This is a genomic window from Tistrella sp. (assembly GCF_002684955.1).
Taxonomy (GTDB): Bacteria; Pseudomonadota; Alphaproteobacteria; order Tistrellales; family Tistrellaceae; genus Tistrella; species Tistrella mobilis.
Genome location: NZ_NYWI01000040.1, coordinates 153,539 through 171,495, shown reverse-complemented (window position 1 = coordinate 171,495; position 17,957 = coordinate 153,539). Strand labels below are relative to the sequence as shown.

14 protein-coding genes are annotated in these 17,957 nt (G+C 69.7%); 1 reads left to right on the top strand and 13 read right to left on the bottom strand.

What is annotated here, in order from left to right; translation table 11 throughout:
• Positions 1-10: 10 nt before the first annotated feature.
• The 13 genes from CMO28_RS14875 to CMO28_RS14815 all read right to left on the bottom strand — a co-directional run bounded on the left by CMO28_RS14875 (position 11) and on the right by CMO28_RS14815 (position 17,475).
• Entirely contained in the window at positions 11-1,228 is a 1,218-nt protein-coding gene (locus CMO28_RS14875; protein WP_296714801.1) for a PLP-dependent transferase, read from the bottom strand.
• Positions 1,225-2,826, bottom strand: coding sequence for a B12-binding domain/radical SAM domain-containing protein (locus CMO28_RS14870; RefSeq protein WP_296714796.1), 1,602 nt, complete (start codon positions 2,824-2,826; stop codon positions 1,225-1,227). Before CMO28_RS14870 ends, CMO28_RS14875 begins: the two co-directional genes overlap by 4 nt.
• A gap of 285 nt (positions 2,827-3,111) precedes the next feature.
• A complete protein-coding gene (locus CMO28_RS14865; protein ID WP_296714794.1) occupies positions 3,112-4,263 on the bottom strand; it encodes an esterase-like activity of phytase family protein in 1,152 nt (383 codons plus the stop codon).
• A gap of 32 nt (positions 4,264-4,295) precedes the next feature.
• Positions 4,296-6,224, bottom strand: a complete 1,929-nt coding sequence (gene mutL / locus CMO28_RS14860) for a DNA mismatch repair endonuclease MutL (RefSeq protein ID WP_296714792.1) — start codon at positions 6,222-6,224, stop codon at positions 4,296-4,298.
• Positions 6,225-6,238: 14 nt separating this feature from the next.
• Positions 6,239-7,522: a glucose-6-phosphate isomerase gene (locus CMO28_RS14855; RefSeq protein ID WP_296714787.1), complete on the bottom strand. Its 1,284-nt coding sequence runs from the start codon at positions 7,520-7,522 to the stop codon at positions 6,239-6,241.
• Between the two features lie 29 nt (positions 7,523-7,551).
• Positions 7,552-8,976: a M16 family metallopeptidase gene (locus tag CMO28_RS14850; protein ID WP_296714784.1), complete on the bottom strand. Its 1,425-nt coding sequence runs from the start codon at positions 8,974-8,976 to the stop codon at positions 7,552-7,554.
• A gap of 29 nt (positions 8,977-9,005) precedes the next feature.
• The gene (locus tag CMO28_RS14845; RefSeq protein WP_296714780.1) at positions 9,006-10,550 is read right to left on the bottom strand and encodes a M16 family metallopeptidase; all 1,545 of its coding nucleotides are present in this window, start codon (positions 10,548-10,550) and stop codon (positions 9,006-9,008) included.
• A 116-nt stretch (positions 10,551-10,666) separates the two neighbouring features.
• The gene (locus tag CMO28_RS14840; protein ID WP_062762985.1) at positions 10,667-11,221 is read right to left on the bottom strand and encodes a DUF3035 domain-containing protein; all 555 of its coding nucleotides are present in this window, start codon (positions 11,219-11,221) and stop codon (positions 10,667-10,669) included.
• 89 nt (positions 11,222-11,310) lie between these two features.
• On the bottom strand, positions 11,311-11,847 hold the full coding sequence (gene lspA, locus CMO28_RS14835) for a signal peptidase II (RefSeq protein WP_014746405.1): 537 nt from the start codon (positions 11,845-11,847) through the stop codon (positions 11,311-11,313).
• The gene (gene ileS / locus CMO28_RS14830) at positions 11,840-14,656 is read right to left on the bottom strand and encodes an isoleucine--tRNA ligase (protein WP_296714774.1); all 2,817 of its coding nucleotides are present in this window, start codon (positions 14,654-14,656) and stop codon (positions 11,840-11,842) included. The genes lspA and ileS overlap by 8 nt, the downstream gene beginning before the upstream one ends.
• Before the next feature lie 127 nt (positions 14,657-14,783).
• On the bottom strand, positions 14,784-15,761 hold the full coding sequence (locus CMO28_RS14825) for a bifunctional riboflavin kinase/FAD synthetase (protein ID WP_296714772.1): 978 nt from the start codon (positions 15,759-15,761) through the stop codon (positions 14,784-14,786).
• A gap of 79 nt (positions 15,762-15,840) precedes the next feature.
• Positions 15,841-16,290 (bottom strand): MaoC family dehydratase, encoded by a 450-nt coding sequence (locus tag CMO28_RS14820; protein WP_014746408.1) that lies wholly within the window; start codon positions 16,288-16,290, stop codon positions 15,841-15,843.
• A gap of 288 nt (positions 16,291-16,578) precedes the next feature.
• Complete coding sequence (locus tag CMO28_RS14815; protein WP_296714766.1) at positions 16,579-17,475, bottom strand: alpha/beta fold hydrolase; 897 nt, start codon at positions 17,473-17,475, stop codon at positions 16,579-16,581.
• A gap of 190 nt (positions 17,476-17,665) precedes the next feature.
• On the opposite strand from CMO28_RS14815, the gene CMO28_RS14810 reads away from it, so the two are divergent.
• Positions 17,666-17,956 carry a LysO family transporter gene (locus tag CMO28_RS14810; RefSeq protein WP_296714764.1) on the top strand — a complete coding sequence of 97 codons (291 nt, stop codon included), beginning with the start codon at positions 17,666-17,668 and terminating at the stop codon, positions 17,954-17,956.
• Position 17,957: the final 1 nt, after the last annotated feature.

Below are 17,957 nucleotides of genomic sequence, written 5' to 3'. Positions count from 1 at the left end.
GGAGGGCCGGTCAGGCGCCGGCCCGGCCCGCCCGGCAGATCGCACCGCAGAGATCCTCGACCAGGTCTTCGGCATCCTCCAGCCCCGCATAGAGCCGGAGACCAGCGCCCCGGGCCGGTGGCCGCGATACCGTCCGCCCCTCGCCGGCGGTGAAGGGCGAGACCAGCGAGACCGCGCCACCCCAGCCGTACCCCGGCCGGAACAGGGTCAGCCCTCGGCCGATGGCCGCGGCATCGGCCGGGCCGCCCCCGTCGACCACCAGCGAGAACAGCGTCCCGGCACCGGTGAAGTCGCGGGCCCAGACATCATGGCCGGGATGGTCGGGCATGGCCGGATGCAGCAGGCAGAGACCGGGCACGTTCAGCGCCGCCACCGCCGCCAGCAGGCGGCGGGTGGTGCGGTCCTGGGCGGCCAGGCGCACGGCCAGCGTCTGCATGGCCACCGCCGCCTTCTGGGTGGCATCGGCCGAGACGGCCATGCCCTGCAGGGCTGTCTCTTCCAGTACGTCCTCGTAGAGCGCCCGATCCCCGGTCGAGATCGCGCCGAGCGACACGCCGGCCACCCCGGCATGCAGCTTGGCCAGAGACTGCAGCACCAGATCGGCCCCGTGATCGGCCGGCCGGTAATGCAGCCCGGCGCTCCAGGTGTCGTCGACCAGCAGGCGGGCGCCGGCCGCATGGGTGGCCTCGGCCACAGCCGCCAGATCCTCGACCTCGAAGGTGAAGGCCCCCGGCGTTTCGACGCAGACCAGCCGGGTGTCGGGGCGGAGCACGTCGCGGATACCGGCGCCGATCCCCGGCGGGAAGTAGTCGATGCCGATACCCGCCGCAGCCGCCCGCCGGTCCAGATGCCAGCGCAGCGAATAGGTGACGGCATCCGTGACCGCCACCCGCTCCCCCGGTTTCACCGACGCCCAGAGCGCCGCGATGAAGGCCGAAAGCCCGGCCGGCGCGATCACCGCATGGGCCAGACCATTGGCCGCCGCCACCATCCGCGCCAGCGCCCCTGACGAGGGCGTGCCGACCGCACCGTAATAGAAGCCGGCGAAGGGATCATGCCCCTGGCGCGCCAGGCTCTCGCGGTCCACCGGCGCCATGGCATCCAGGTCGCGGAACAGCACCGTGGTCGCCTCGGTCACCGGCGGCACCGGCGTTTCCACGGGCCCCAGCGGGAAGCGCGCGCCCTGCGCCAGCGTCGTCGCCGGGCGGGTCGGTCGCTGCCCGCTCACGAGGCCAGCCTGCCGCCGAGGGGCCGGCCGCGCACGGCATCGGCGGCGGCGACGACCTCTGCCACCTCTGCCAGACGCGGCGCCCCCACCTGCGGCAGCGGATAGCGCAGCGACGCCTCGCCGAAATTGTGGAACAGGTCCAGATAGGGGCCTTCCGGCGTCCCCCAGTCGACATAGTCGTAGCCGGCCCCGCCATCCTCGCCACACAACGGATGCTGGACCGCCCAGTTCAGGCTGATCGGGTCGGGCGCGCCATGGCTCAGACGGAAACGGTCGAGCGTGTCGAGCAGGGCCAGGCGGCTTTCATGGCGCTCGCCCAGGCCGAACAGCACGGCACAGCCGCAATCGATGCCGGCCTCTCCCAGCACGTCGAAGGCGCGGTGCATGCGATCGGTCCACGAGGCCCGCTTGCGGCCGACATCCTTGCTCATGCCCCCGATCTCCTCTGGCGACAGGGTCTCGACCCCGATGAACACATAGGATAGGCCGGCACGGGCCAGGCGCGCCACCTCGGCGGGCCGGGTCAGGATCTGGTCGATGGTCAGCTGGCCGCCGAAGCGGATGTCGAGCGGCTGGCGGTCCATCAGGTCGCAGAACCGGTCGATCAGCCGGGTGGCACCGCCCAGCAGCACCGAATCCTCGCAGAACGCGCTGGCCCGGCGACCCGGCCAGTCCTCGGCAATCGTCCGGCAGGCGGCGGCGAGCTGGCCGTGCAGCCGGTCGGCGCTGTTAGCAAGGTCGCGCACCCCGCCGGTGGCCGACACCCGCTCCGAGCAGAAATTGCAGTCATAGACGCAGCCGCGGCCGATATCGCTGAAGACATGTGCGGTCATGCGCCCGCCGAACACGCCGAAACTGGCCGAGACGCCAAAGGTCCGGGCCGGGCTGGGCAGGGCCATCTGGTTCATCGCCACCCCCCGCGAGACCAGATAGCCGGGGCGGCCGCGATCATCCAGGCCGAGGATCCAGTCACCCGGGGTGGCCGGATCGATCTCGTGGAACAGCGTCGCCGGATGCAGGCCGCGGCGGACCGCCGCCTCCACCGCCCGCCCGAGAGCCTCGATCAGATATTCGCCATCGCCCATCGCCACGGCATCGAACACCGCCGGCAGCCGGCCGGCATGGATCAGCTCCAGCGGTGCACCGGCATGCCGGCCGAGCGTGGCCGCCCGCCGGTCGCTGCGGTCGGGCAGCCAGACCGTCTCGCTGGCATGGCGCCCGCCGAGGACGATCGCCACCCGATCCCCCAGAATCTCCCGGGCCTCCCGCGCGCAGGCCACGGCGCCCGGCAGACAGAGCGACATGGCGCCGATCAGCAACAGGTTCGGGCGCTGCCGCTCGATCAACGCCCGGAAGGCAGGCATGTCGTCCATGGAATACATCAGCAGGGTCGAAGCCCTGGCGGCGGCACGGGCCGCGCGAGGATCGGTCGCCGCCCAGTTGGAGGCGCCCCAGGCGCCACGGCCAGCCGCGGCTTCGGCCGCGGCGACCCGGCAGGCATTGTAGAGGCTCGCCGCGTCGCGGCTGTTCAGCGCACGATCATCCTTCGCACCCGCCACCCAGTCGGGGGCGGAGACGGCAACGGCCCTGAGTGTCATGGTCCATGTCCCGGTTCGGTGAACGGCGGCGCTGCCCGCACACCGGCACAGGATCGCAGCCGCGGATTTTTCCGCATCCTGCAACCTGCATTCCCCCTCACCCGGCCGGATGGAGCCGGTAGATCATGATGGGTAGAGCCAGCGCGAAGACATGCAACCTATGGACAAAAGATCTAGCAGCGTACGCGCATCGGTCAAGATGTTTGCCATTACAAAACGCCATGGTTGCAATCTAAAACGGCGTTTATTTCATCCAATCTATCAACCACAGGTAAGTGGACGATCTCATTGCGCCGGCCGGCGCGCCCTGACCTCGTCGAAGGACGGCAGGGCGATCCAGGCAATGATGGTCGACTGAAACAGCTGATTGAAATTGTCGTCGGTAACCAGGACCAGGGTCTTCCGGCCATCCGGCAGGTCGGGCCCGAAGGCCATACCCTCCCAGTTGTCGGCCCGCAGGCCGGCCGCCAGGAGGTCGCCAAGCAAGGTCTTCCGGGCAGCCCGGCCATGCCACCCGGCGAGCGACCACTGGTCCCTGACATCATCGGCTTCCGCAGGATCGGCATGATAAAGTCGGATGCGAACACCCGCGTCCCGCCTGAAGGCACGCTCAAGGACGAGATAGCTGCCGTCCTCGAGCCACAGCATCGAAACGGCGCCTGTGGCCCCGGTCCCCCCCCGCAGGTCGCCCCGAGGAGGGTCCGGAAAGAAATCCAGACGGTAGACGTGCTGACCGAGCATGTCGCCGGTCTGGCGGTTCATCACGGTGACCCTGACGGGTGGCCCCTCGCCCGGTGCGCCGGCCGCGCCGTCTTGAGCGAGGCTGTCCTCATTCATGAAAATGATCCGCCGGCCATCAACATCCACGTCCAGGGCCTCAAAACCCCTGTTGGGGCGAACACCCGCACCAGGGGCGCCCGGACGATCGGGCACGAAGACGGCAGGAAGGGGAAATGCACGACGGAGCACGCCATCGGGCGTGCTCTCGAAGATACCCGGCATGGATTTTCGCCAGGTATCGCCTTCCGACGCCCAGATAAACAGGCCGGAACGCCGGTCAACGCGAAGAGCTTCACCATCGATGATGGCAGGCCGTACGACATCGGGGGCCGTGGCGGTCGCCAGAAATCGCCAGCGCCGATCGCCCACAGAAAAGCGATGTCGAGCCAGATCGAAGATCAGTTCAGCTTCCAGCGCTCGCGCTGGCCCATACTTCTCCTCACGATCATCGACGATAAACACGAAACGCTCGCAGCCTTCGGGGGACATCGCATCTACTGCAGCCACCTCGGACAGCCCCCCCGCAGGGATGCGCAGCGGTCCGTCGTCTGCCCGCAAAACCCGATCGTCCAGAAACTGGAGCCCCCCAACTGCACGCGGATCGGCGACCGCGGGGATTGCACATCCCCCCAGGCCCGGAAGCAGGGCGATCAGCATAAGCCAGTTTCGAGCGGGAATACGTCTCTTCTTCATCGGCGCCCGAACAGCCGTTCGATCGCGGCGCGGTCGAGCGATACCCAGGTCGGCCGGCCATGATTGCACTGGCCGGAATGTGGCGTGATCTCCATCTCGCGCAGCAGGGCGTTCATCTCGGGCACGGTCAGCCGGCGGCCGGCACGCACGCTGCCATGGCAGGCCATGGTGGCACAGACCGCTTCCAGCCGGTCCGCCAGCGCCAGGGCCTCGTCATATTCGGCGATCTCGTCACCGAGATCGCGGACCAGCCCCTGCGCATCCACCCGGCCCAGCAGGGCCGGCACGCCACGAACCAGCACCGCCCCGGGCCCGAAGGCCTCGATCTCGAGCCCCAGCCGCCCCAGCTCGGCCGCCCGTCGGAGCAGGCCGTCGGCCACCGCTTCGTCCAGCTCCACCACTTCGGGCAGCAGCAGCCCCTGCGAGGGCACGCCGGCCTCGGCCATATGCCGCTTCATCCGCTCGTAAACCAGGCGTTCATGGGCGGCATGCTGGTCGACCACGACCAGGCCGTCGCGGGTTTCGGCCAGGATATAGGTGTCGTGCAGCTGCGCCAGAGCCGCCCCCAGGGGATGGGCGCGGGTCGCCTCGTCGGCGACGTGATCTGCAGGGGCCGCCCCGCGGGCAGCGGGTGGTGCGGGGGCGGCGACACCCCGATCGGCAAGCTCATGCGGCCGCACTGCCTCGTTGACCGGGGGCACCCAGAATGCCGTCGCCCGCGCGGCGGCCTGGGGGTCGGGACGGTCCGGCAGAACGCCGGCCGCCGCAGCCCGCGCCGCCGACCAGAGCGAATCCTGCCCCGCCCCGACAGCACCCGGCACCGGCCGGGGTGCCGTGGCCGGCAGAACCGCCTGATTGACGGTACCGAGCGGCCCCACCCCACCCAGGGCCCCCACCCCACCCAGAGCCGTCGCCGCACGGTGGCCGGCCTCGGCCAGGGCATGGCGCAGAGCCCCGATGATCAGGCCGCGAACGAGCTGCGGGTCGCGGAACCGCACCTCGGCCTTGGCGGGATGGACATTCACGTCCACCAGCCGGGCCGGCACGGTCAGGAACAGGGCGACCATCGGATGCCGGTCGCGGGCCAGGAAATCCTGATAGGCGGCCCGCACCACCCCCTGCATCAGCCGGTCGCGCACCGGCCGGCCGTTGACGAACAGATACTGGTGCTGCGCCGTGCCGCGGTTCAGCGTCGGCAGGCCGGCATAGCCCTCCAGGCGCAGCAGGTCGCGCTCGGCCTCGATCTCCAGCGCATTGGCGGCGAAATCCCGCCCCATGATCCGGCCGAGCCGGGCGAGGCGCGCCTCGGCACCGCTTCCCGTCTCCGGCCGGAAGGCGAAGATCCGGCGCTCGCCATCGGCCAGCGAAAAGCCGATCTCGGGATAGGCCATGGCCAGGCGGCGAAGCGCATCGGCCACAGCCTGGGTTTCGGTGCGTTCCGCCTTCAGGAATTTGAGCCGGGCCGGCGTGGCGTAGAACAGGTCGCGGACCTCGACCCGGGTGCCTGGGGGGCCTGATGCCGGCTTCACCGGCGCCCTTATGCCGCCCTCGACCGCAATTTCAAGCGCCGTATCCGCCCCGCGCCGGCGGCTGGTGACGCGCAGCCGCGCCACCGCGCCGATCGAGGGAAGGGCCTCGCCCCGGAAACCCAGCGTGTCGATCTCGACCAGATCGTCATCGGCGAGCTTCGAGGTCGCATGGCGCTCGATGGCGAGTTCCAGATCATCGGCATCCATGCCGATGCCGTCATCGGTGACGGCGATCAGGCTGCGCCCGCCCGCCCCCAGCACCACATCGACCTGCCGGGCACCGGCATCGATCGCATTCTCGACCAGTTCCTTCACCGCCGCCGCCGGCCGCTCCACCACCTCGCCGGCGGCGATGCGGTTGACCAGGGTTTCGGGCAGGCGGCGGATCCGGGACATCGGGCGACGATCCCTCAGCCGGCGGCGGCCAGGTATTCGCGGGTCAGGATCTTGCCCTTCTCAACCGCAGGCTGATCGAAGGGATCCACCGCCAGCAGATCGGCCAGAAGGATGGTTTCGATCATCGCCGTCATCATCAGCGCGCCGATCGTCCGTCCGTCGACCGCATCCAGCTTCATCCGGATGGTCGGGCGGCCCTCGGCGATCAGGCTCTCGGCCGTGGCCCGGGCCTCGGCTGCGATCAGATCGCCCAGGCTGCGGCCGGCGAGATAGGGAACGCCATAGCGCGTCGCCGCCTCGGGCGTGATCCGCCAGGCCGGCTGCTGCTCCGCCGGCGGCTCGATCACCGTCACCAGCTTGTCGCGCGGACCATCGAGATAGAGCTGCAGCTGGCTGTGCTGGTCGGTCGCCCCGCGGGCAAAGACCGGCGCCAGACCGATGCCCTGCTTGCCGAGGCTTTCCCCGACCAGCTGCCGCCACCACTCGCCGAAACGGGCCAGCCGGTCGACATAGCCGAACTGCACCGCCTGCGAGATGCCCTTGTGCTGCATCAGCGCCGCCGTCGCCGCAGCCCCCATCGCCGCCGGGATCCCGGCCGGGTCACCCCCGGCAAAGGCCTGGTCGAGAACCGCCGCGGCGCCCTCGCGGATCGCCACCGCATCCACGCCACCCAGCATGGCCGGCAGCAGGCCGACCAGGGACAGCACCGAGAACCGGCCGCCGACATTCGGGTCGTGATCGAAGGTCTCGACGCCGTAGTCGTCGGCGATCCGGCGCAGCGGCGAGTTGCCGGGCTCCGCCACCACGACCAGCCGTGCCGCGGTCGCATCACGGCCGAGGGATGCCTCCATGCGGTCCAGGACCAGAAGCAGCTGCGCCACCGTCTCGACCGTCCCGCCGGATTTCGACACGGCCAGCACCCGCGTCCCGGCCCAGTCCAGGCCATCCACCAGCCGGCGGAAGCTCACCGGATCGACATTGTCGGGGGTGTGAATGCGCGGGCCGCGATCATCGGGATCGCGCAGCTCCAGCAGCGCCTGCGCGCCCAGGCTGGAGCCGCCGATGCCCAGCACCAGAACATCCGACGCCTGGTCGCGCCAGCGCAGCACCAGCGGCTCCAGCGCCGCCAGATCGTCGCGGGCGGCCGGCAGGCGCAGCAGGGGCAGGGTTCCGTCGGCCTGCCAGCCTTGCAGACGTGCCAGCGCCGACCGGGTCTGGTCGAGCAGCGCCCCGCATTCCGCCCCGGTATCGGCGAGGCATCCGGTGAAATCGATCGAGAACGGCAGAGTCTTGGCCATGATGCTGATGCTTTGTCCTTGTTGGGACGTCACTGGATGCTGTTGGGCGCGGTGCTTCGGGCACCGTTTTCCGAAATCCGGGCGGCGGCGGGGGCAGCGGATCCGGCCCCGTCTGCCGGCTGCCCGACCATCACCACCGACAGCTTGTCGATATCGAGCAGCCGCTTCGCGACCCGTTTGACGTCGTCGGCCGTCACCGCCTCGATCAGGCTGCTCCGGTCGTCGAGATAGCCGGGCGGCAGGTGGTGGATCTGCATCGTGACCAGCAGCCCGGCCACGGCACCGCTGCCGTCGAGCGACAGCGGGAAGGATCCGGTGAGGTACTTCTTGGCGCCGGCGAGTTCGGCCTCGGTCGGCCCCTCTTCAGCGAAGCGGGCGATCTGCTCGCGGATGACCTGAACCGTCTCCCGCGCCCGGTCGTTGCGGGTGGCGGCATAGCCATAGAGCAGGCCGGCCCGGTCGAGCGGGTAGAGCGTGGTGCCGACACTATAGGCAAGTCCGCGCGTCTCGCGGACTTCCCGGAACAGCCGCGCCGTGAAGGTACCGCCGCCCAGAATGTGGTTCATCACGAAGGCCGGGAACCAGTCGGGATCGCTGCGCAGAATGCCCGGCAGGGCGAAGGTGATGATGGTCTGCGGGATCGGCCGGTCGACCACCGTCTCGCCGAAGAAGCTGGGCGAAACCGGATCGGTCTTCGGCCGGCCGTCGCCGGCGGGCAGGCCGGCGAAGGCCAGATCCACCACCCGCCCGGCGGCCTCGGGCGTGATGTCGCCCACCACCCCCAGGGTCAGCCGGTTGCGGGTGAACTGGCGCGAGACATAGGCCGCCAGATCCTCGCGGGTCAGCGCGGCCACGGTCTCGGGCGTGCCGTCGGTGTCACGGCCGTAGGCATCGTTCGGAAACAGCCCGGCGAGCAGGCTGCGCGAGGCGATCGCCTGCGGGTTTTCGGCCGAGCGTGCCAGCGAGACCAGCAGCTGCCTGCGGTCGCGCTCGATATCGTCTGCATCGAACCGCGGCGCGCTGAGGGCCAGCCCGACCAGCTTCGCGGCCTCCTCCGCTTCGGTCGCAAGGCTGCGGAAACTGCCCGAAAAGGCATCGCGATCGACACCGGTCGAGAATTCCACCGCACGTGCGGCCAGCGCATCCTGGAAGGCCGGACCATCCATGTCGCCCGCCCCTTCGACCAGAAGGCCCGAGGCGAGCGTCGCGGCGCCGGCCTTGGCTGCCGGTTCAATCCGGGTGCCACCCGCAAAGGCGAAATCGACGGTGACCACCGGAAGCTCCGACACCTGTACCAGCCAGAAGGGGATACCCTGCGGGCTGGTGAGCGTACGGATGTCGAGCGCGCGTGCCGCCGGCACCGGCCCGATCACCACCAGCAGCACCAGCGCGGTCAGGACGGTGCCGATCATACGCAGGCCGAGGCGACGCACCTCGTGACCAATCGGCGACATGTGACGACGGAAAGACGACAGGGCGGTGATCAATGGACGGTCCCCTCGCTGGAGGGCGGGGTCACGGCCGTGGCCGCAACGGCGGGTGCGGGATCGTCGACACCCAGCCCTTCGGGCAGCAGCACGCCGGTCGCCGTGCCCTGATCGGGCCCCATCACCGCCCGCAGGGCTTCCATGCCCTGATCGCCGGTGATCGCCGCCACACGCTGCGGCCAGGTCTCGATCCGCTCCAGCGCCTCTCCGGTGGCAAGGGCCGCCCCCACCATATTGGCGGTGGACGACACGCTGTCGCGGGCATAGACGGCATCGGCCAGCATCCGGGTGCGGGCACGTTCCAGCACGTCGGGGGCGACGCCCTGTTTCAGGATGTCGGCCAGCGCGCGGCCGACCGCCGCTTCAAGTCTGGTGATCGAGACACCCGGCGCCGGGGCTGCATAGACCATCAGCTGGCCTTCGTCGCGCGCGCCGGCGTAATAGGCGCCGGCCTGGACGGCGACGCCTTCATCCACCACCAGCCGGCGGTAGAGCGGCGAGGTCGAGCTGCCGCCCATGGCGAAGGTCATCAGATCCAGCGCCTCTTCGCGGTCGCGGCCGAACCCCTCTGCCCGCGGCACCAGCCACGAGCGGCGCCACGAGGGCGAGGCCACGCCGGCGGCGTCCTGCACCAGGCGGCGGTCGCCCACCAGCGGCGCCGGCGCCGGACGCACGCGCTTCGCCTCGTCGAAGCCGGCGGTATCCGGGATCCGGCCATAGGTCTCGGCGGCCAGGCGGAACACGTCTGCGGCCCGAACGTCGCCTGCGACCACGACGATGGCGGCGGAGGGGGGGTAGTGCGCCTTGTAGAAGGCCACCGCATCCTCGCGGTCGAGCGTCTTCAGCTCGTCCGGCCAGCCGATCACCGGTCGGCCATAGGGATGACCGGCATAGACCATGGCCCGATAGGCCTCGCCGAACCGGGTCTGGGGATCGTTGTCGGTGCGGCTGCGACGCTCCTCGATCACCACCTGCAGTTCGGTTTTGGTGTCTTCGGGCCGAAGCCTCAGCCCGGTCATCCGGTCGGCTTCAAGCCGCATGACCAGATCGAGCCGGTCGGCCGCGATGTTCTGGTAATAGGCGGTGTAGTCGTATGAGGTGAAGGCGTTGTCGCGGCCGCCATTCTCGGCGATCAGGCGCGAGAATTCATCGCCCGAAGTCTGCTCGGTGCCCTTGAACATCAGATGTTCCAGGAAATGGGCGATGCCCGAGCGGCGGGCCGGCTCGTCCGCCGCACCCACCCGGTACCAGACCATATGCGAGACCACCGGCATCCGATGGTCTTCGACCACCACGACGGTGAGCCCGTTCTCCAGCACCCGGCTCTTCGCGCCGAGCAGGGGCGTGGCCGCCTCGGCGGCGGCGGTGGCGGTCGCCGCGGCGATGGAGGGCGGCGTTGCCGCAGTGGGTGGCGTTGCGGCCGGGGCCGACGTGACGGGCAGCAGCACCGGGACGGCCAGCAGGGCCGACGTCACCAGCAGCGAGGCGACCAGCCGCCCGGGGCGCGATCGGCGCCGGACGGGTGATGGGGACGCAGACAAGCGTCGTCTCCTCTTAGGTTGACCGGCCGCGCGGGGCGCATGCGGCCGCATCACAGGATGGGCCTCGACGGCGGCCGGTGCAACCCCGCCCGGATGACGACAGCGGCTCGTGTCGCTCAGAAGATGCCTTCAAGCAGGCCGCGGCGCTTGCGCTCGATGATCGGCGTCTCGCCGGTGTCGATCGGCCGGCCGACCGCCTGATTGGTCTGCAGGCGGCGCTGCTCGGCACCGGCATCGATCACGGTGCCCGGCTGCTCGCGCTCCTGCCAGAACAGCAGATCGTCGACGAAGCTCTCGCTCGCCTCGGCCAGCTGGGTGTTCTCCTGCGCGATGGTCGCGCGGATCGACGGATCCGCCCGGTCACCACCGGTGCGGGCCAGCACCGCCTGGTCGAGCGGATCGATGCCGTTGGCCACCGGTGCCGCAGCCGGCGCCGTGCCGGTCAGCGCCTGGCGCGCCGCCTGTGCGGGCGTCGCTTCCTGCGGGCGCGGCGCACCGGGCTCCGGCGGGCGCAGATCGTAATTCGGCGGCAGAACGAGCGGTGCGCGTGGCACGACGGCAAATTCGTCGGGCGCCCGCTTGTTGAGGCCCAGGGTCTCGCGCGCCGAATCACAGGCGGCCAGGCCGACGCTCAGAATGGCGATCACCGACAACGCGGTCAGGCGGCTCATGCGGTCTGCTCCCTCATCCCGTCCAAGGGCCCGAGGCCCGGGGACAGCGTCCATGATAGGCGACAGGAGGCGGATCTTCGCCCCCCTGGTCAGGTCTTTTCCGGGCCGGCCGGATCGCGGCCGAACAGGCCGTCCACCAGCAGCAGGATCACGCCCAGCGTGATGCCGGCATCGGCGATGTTGAAGGCGGGCCAGTGCCAGCCGGCATAGTGGACATCCAGGAAGTCCACCACCGCACCGATCCGGACCCGGTCGAGCGCATTGCCGATGGCGCCGCCGGCCACGAAACCCAGCCCCAGCGCCGTCAGCGGCCGCTCGCCCTTCCAGGCCCAGCGGCCCAGCAGCACGGCCACCACCGTCGCCATCACCGCCAGCCCCCAGCGGGCAAGCTCGCCATGCTGGGCCAACATACCGAAACTGACCCCGCGATTGAACACGAGTGTCAGGTTGAAGAAGAAGGTGACGACGACGCCGTCACCCGGCATGTCGAAGGCGGCGAGCGCCAGCTGCTTGGTGATCTGGTCGGCCAGGAACACCAGCAGGAAGCCCACGACCAGCATGCGCCGGCTGCGGGCCCTCGCCGCCTGGTGCCAGGCCGCCTCGGCCACCGATCCCCGTTCAGCCATGGGCGACGGCATCCGCACAGCGGTCGCACAGCTCCGGATGATCGGCATGGGTGCCGACCTCGGGCAGGACCTTCCAGCACCGGGCGCATTTCTCGCCATCCGCCCGGCCGACCACCACGGCCACGCCCGGCACGTCGTCCAGCCGGAAGGCATCGGCCGGGGCATCGCCGCCGGTGAGTGTGGCGTCAGAGGTGATCGACAGCTCGGCCGGATCCAGCCCGTCGAAGACATGGGCATGTTCCGGCGCCAGCCAGACCGTCGGATGCGCCTCAAGGCTCGCCCGGATGCGCTTCTCGCGGCGCTCCACCTCGATCGCGCCGGTGATCACCCGGCGGATCTGACGGACCCGGCGCCAGCGATCGGCCAGCGTGTCGTTGCGCCAGGCGTCGTCGGTGTCGGGGAAGACCCGGCGATGCACGCTCTCGCCCTCGGGCACCTGGCCCTCGGGGAAGCGGGCGAGCCAGGCTTCCTCGGCCGTGAACACCAGGATCGGCGCCGACCAGACGGTCAGACGGTCGAACAGCAGGTCCATCACGGTGCGGGTCGCCCGGCGGCGGATGCTGTCGGGCGCGTCGCAATAGAGCACGTCCTTGCGGACGTCGAAATAGAAGGCCGACAGGTCCACGGCGCAGAAATTGTGCAGCAGCGTCGACATGGTGTGGAAGTCATAGGCCGCGATCGCCTTGCGGATCTGGCCGTCCAGCTCCCACAGCCGGTGCAGGATGAAGCGCTCCAGCTCGGGCATCTCTGCCAGGGGCAGGCGCTCGGCCTCGGTGAAGCCGTCGAGCGCGCCCAGCAGATAGCGGAAGGTGTTGCGCAGCTGGCGATAGGCATCGGCCTGCGAGGACAGGATCTCCTTGGAGATGCGCACATCCTGCGAATAGTCGGCCGACACCACCCAGAGCCTGAGGATGTCGGCGCCGTACTGCTCGATCACCTGCTGGGGGGCGATGACGTTGCCGACCGATTTCGACATCTTGCGGCCTTCGCCGTCGAGCACGAAACCATGGGTCAGCACCGCCTCGTAGGGCGCCGTGCCGCGGGTACCGCAGGATTCGAGCAGAGACGACTGGAACCAGCCGCGATGCTGGTCCGAACCTTCGAGATAGAGCGAGGCCGGCCACTTCAGATCGTTGCGGCCTTCCAGCGTGAAGGAATGGGTCGATCCGCTGTCGAACCAGACGTCCAGGATGTCGGTGACCTGCTCGTAATCCTCGGGATTGCGGCCCTTGCCGAGGAACTCGGCCGGATCGCGGGTGTACCAGGCCTCGGCGCCCTCTTCGGCCACGGCCACCGCCACCCGGTCGATGACCTCGGGGTCGCGCAGCGGTTCACCGGTCTTCCGGTCCACGAACACGGTGATCGGCACGCCCCAGGCGCGCTGACGCGAGACCAGCCAGTCGGGGCGGGTTTCCACCATCGAGCGGATGCGGTTGCGCCCGGTCTCGGGCACCCAGCGCACCTGATCGATCGCGGCCAGCGCCTTCTCGCGCAGCCGGGCATGCTCCATCGAGATGAACCACTGGCGGGTGGCGCGGAAGATGACCGGCGCCTTGGACCGCCAGGAATGCGGATAGCTGTGACGCAGCCTGCCGCGGGCAAGCAGCGCACCCGCCCCGGTCAGCTCGTCGCACATCCGGTCGTCGACCTTGAAGACATGGTCGCCGGCAAAGATCGGCACCTGATCGGTATAGGTGCCGTCCTCGGCCACCGTATCCGGCACCTCCAGCCCGAAGGCGCGGCCCAGAAGGAAGTCTTCCTCGCCATGGCCGGGGGCGGTGTGGACAAGGCCGGTGCCCTGCTCGGTGGTGACATGGTCGCCCGGCAGCAGCGGCACCTCGAAATCGTAGCCGCGGCCATGGAAAGGATGGGCGCAGACGGCGCCTTCGAAGGCGCTGCCCTTGAAGGTGGCGACCACCTCGTGGCCGGTGATGCCGGCCTCGGCCAGCACCTGGGCGGCCAGCGCCTCGGCCAGCACCAGCACCTCGCCCATGCGGGCGAGCGAGCCGTCGGCCGTGCCGGTCACGCGGATCGCGACATAGTCGAGATCCGGGCCATAGGCGACCGCGCGGTTGCCCGGGATGGTCCAGGGGGTGGTGGTCCAGATCAGGACCGCGGCCCCGTCCAGCGCCGGATGGGTGGCCTTCACCACCGGGAAGCGCACGGTGATCGTGGTCGAGGTCTTGTCGTGATATTCGATCTCGGCCTCGGCCAGCGCGGTCTTTTCGACCGGCGACCACATCACGGCCTGGGGGCCGCGATAGAGCTGACCGGAGGTGAGGAACTTGCCCAGCTCCCGCACGATCTGCGCCTCGGCGCTGTAGGTCATCGTGAGATAGGGCCGTTCCCAGTCGCCGAGGACGCCCAGGCGCTTGAACTCTTCACGCTGCACGTCGATCCAGTGGCTCGCGAATTCACGGCATTCGCGGCGGAACTCGACCAGCGGCACCTCGTCCTTGTTCCGACCCTTCTCGCGATAGCGCTTCTCGATCTCCCACTCGATCGGCAGACCGTGGCAATCCCAGCCGGGGACGTAGGGCGCATCGCGGCCCTGCATCTGCTGGCAGCGGCTGATCACGTCCTTCAGGATCTTGTTCAGCGCATGGCCGATATGGAGATGGCCGTTCGCATAGGGCGGCCCGTCATGGAGCACGAAGCGCTCGCGGTCCCGGCCGTCTTCGCGCAGGCGTGCATAAAGGTCCTGGCCGGACCAGCGGTCGAGCAGACCGGGTTCGTTGGCCGGCAGGTTGCCGCGCATGGGGAAACGGGTCTGGGGCAGGAAAACCGAGGCTTTGTAGTCCACGCTCATCGAGGTCCGGCCCTTCCGGGCTTCAGGTTGGTGACGGGGAGACACCGGCCGGCGGAATGCACGGCCGATGGCATAAGGGCAGGCACGCCCGAACCCGGGCGGGCCGCATCATGCCATGGGGCGAGGCTTATGGATAGCGCCGGTCGGCTGCCCTGGCGAGAAGCGATCGCGCCTGTTCGGCATCGGCGGCGATCTGGGCCTTCAGGGCCTCGATCCCGTCGAAGCGGCGCTCGGGGCGAATGCGCTCGATGAAGGCGATCTCCACCCGCCGGCCGTAAAGATCGCCGGCGAAGTCGAAGAGATGCGCCTCGAGCAGCAGGTCGCGCTTGTCGAAGGTGGGGCGGCGGCCGAAATTGGCAACACCGCCGAAATGGCCGCCGGGCAGCGGCTCGCCCCCGGGGCCGCGGCCGGGTGCGACGTTCACCCGGATGGCATAGACACCGGTCGCCGGCTCGACATAGCGGCCGATCGCGACATTGGCGGTGGGAAAACCGATGGTCCGGCCGCGCCGGTCGCCGCCACGCACCCGGCCCGACACCGACCAGGGCCGGCCGAGCAGGCGGGCGGCCCGCACCATGTCGCCCCCGGTGATCGCGGCGCGGATGGCGGTGGACGAAAAGATCGTGTCGCCATCGGCGCGCGGCTCCACCACCGACAGGCTGAAGCCATGGGCCTGGGCGGCGGCTTCCAGCATCTTGGCATTGCCGCCCCGGCCCTTGCCGAAGACGAAATCATGGCCGATGGAGAGATGGGCGACGCGCAGCCCGCGCCACAACACCCGCTCCACGAAGTCTTCGGCCGGCATGGCGGCGAGCAGGCGGTCGAAGCGCAGCATGAACACCGCGGCGATGCCGGCATCGTCCAGCACACGCAGCTTGTCGGCCGGGGTCTGCAGCCGGCCGGGGGCCCGATCGGGCTGCAGCACGCTGCGGGGGTGGGGCTCGAAGGTGAGCACCGCCGGCCGGGTGTTGAGGCGGCGTGCGGCCGATTCCGCGGCGCCGATCACCGCCTGATGGCCGCGATGCACACCGTCGAAATTCCCGAGCGCCACGGCAAGACCGCGTGCCTCGGGACCCAAGCCTTCGAAACGTCTGTAGAGCCGCATTCCCCGTCCATGTGTCCGGCCCCGGGCAGGCGGGGCGATGGGTCGCGCGGACCGCCGCCGCCCCGCCCGGGCCGGCGGATCAGCCGGCGGCAGCGAGTGCGGCCGCGCGGGCCGGCACCATGACCTTGGTGATGCCGTCGACGACGACCGTGCCGCCCACCAGGCATTCGGTGGCGAGCGTCACGCGCCGGCGCGCCGGATCGATCTCGTTCACCCGGACCAGCGCCGTCACCGTGTCGCCGATGCGCACGGGCGCGCGGTACCGGAAGCTCTGGTCGACCAGGATGGCGCCGGGCCCGGGCAGTCTGGTTCCGAGAACCGCGGAAATCAAGCTCGTGGTGAAGGCGCCATGGGCGATACGGCCCTTGAACGGCGTCGTCTGTGCGAAGTCCTCGTCCAGATGGACCGGGTTGTGATCGCCCGAAATGTCGGCAAAGGCCCGCACATCGGCGTCGGTCACGGTATGGGAGATCGTCGACTCCATGCCGACGGTCATGTCTTCGAGGCTCAGGCCGCTGATCGCGGTCATGGGAACCAGACCTTTCGATACTGCGCCCGGTCGCGCGCGGCCGGACCCGTCATGCTCTCCACGAGCCCGCGGGCGGGCCGCGGGCGACTGCATTCTCGTCCGGTGGCAGGGCGATGCCGGCCCCGGTCCCTTGTTTTATGTGCGGTGCACTATAAACCGGGCCGGCAGGTGGAGCAAGTGGCACATGGCGGGCAGAAATGGGCACTCGATACGGATACAACCGCCGAATGCCCATTCAGAGTATTATGATGTCCGTAAATCGTACCTGACGGCAATATCCGTACAAACCTATCCGCGCTTGCTGAGGAAATCGCGGATATGGGCCTCCACCTCGTCCGGCGCCTCATGGGCGATCCAGTGGGTGGCATGCTGCACACGCTCAATTCTGAGATCCGGCACCCAGGCCTCCAGCCCCTCGATCAGCCCGGGCACGAGCGCCGTATCGCCCAGCCCCCAGATCACCAGGGTCGGCACCCTGACCGAATAGACCGCGGGATCGAGCAGCGGCTGCTCGGGCGGGGTCGTGCCCGCCGGCACCACGTCGATGGGCGAGGCCCGGTACCAGTTCAGCCCGCCGGTCAGCCGGCCGGGCCGGCCCCAGGCCTCCAGATAGGCGGCACGGTCCTCGTCGGTCATCAGCCCCTTGTCGTAGACCGGGCGCATCGAGAACCGCCACAGCCAGTCGAAATCATTGGCCGACAGCTTCTCTTCGGCTTCGGGCGTGCGGAACAGGCGGAAATACTGGCTGGCCCGGATCTGCTCGGGATTGCGCATCAACTCGCGCTGGAAGGTCGCGGGATGGGGCGAGTTCAGGATGATCAGCCGGTGGATGCGGCCCGGATGGGCCATGGCGAAGGACCAGGCCGCCGCCCCACCCCAGTCATGGGCGACCAGGATCACCTTTTCCCCCCCCAGCGCATCGATCAGCCCCAGGATGTCGCCCACCACCCGCTTCGTCCGGTAGGCATCCACCTCGGCCGGGGCGTCGCTCTCGCCGAAGCCGCGCAGATCGGGGGCCACGCAGCGATACTCGCCTGCGAAGCGGGACATCATGCCCTTCCAGGCGTACCAGAATTCCGGAAAGCCGTGCAGGAACAGCATGACCGGGGCGTCGGGCCGGCCGGCTTCGGCGACATGCAGCGTGACCTCGCCGACCGGAACGCGGCGATGGGTGATTTCGACCATGCGGGTCATCCTCCCTGGCGCGGCCGGGCCTTGCCGGTCCGCATTCATACGTTTGTTTTTATGCATGCTAGCGACATCCGCCCGGCACCGCCACCACTCAGGCGGTGGACATGGGATGGACAGCCGCCACCGGTCGCCGTAAAGCTCTGGCTGATCGCCGTTCCACCCCTGCGCACAAGGCCCCCGCCCCATGCTCGCCCTTGCCCTCGCCTTTCTGGCCGGCCTCGTGCTCGGCCGCCTGCTCCGCGGCCATCGGACACGCATCGCCCGGCCGGTGGACCGGCTGACGACCGTGTCGATCGTCGTGCTGCTGGTGCTGATGGGCATCGGCACCGGCGCCATGCCCGATCTTGCCGCCACCCTCGCCGCCTCGGGGCTGAAGGCGGTCACGATTTCGGTCGCCGCGGTGGCGGGGTCGATCCTGGTGACGCTGCTGCTGCTGGGGCTGATCGGCCGCACCCGGCGGAGACCGCTGCCGTGAT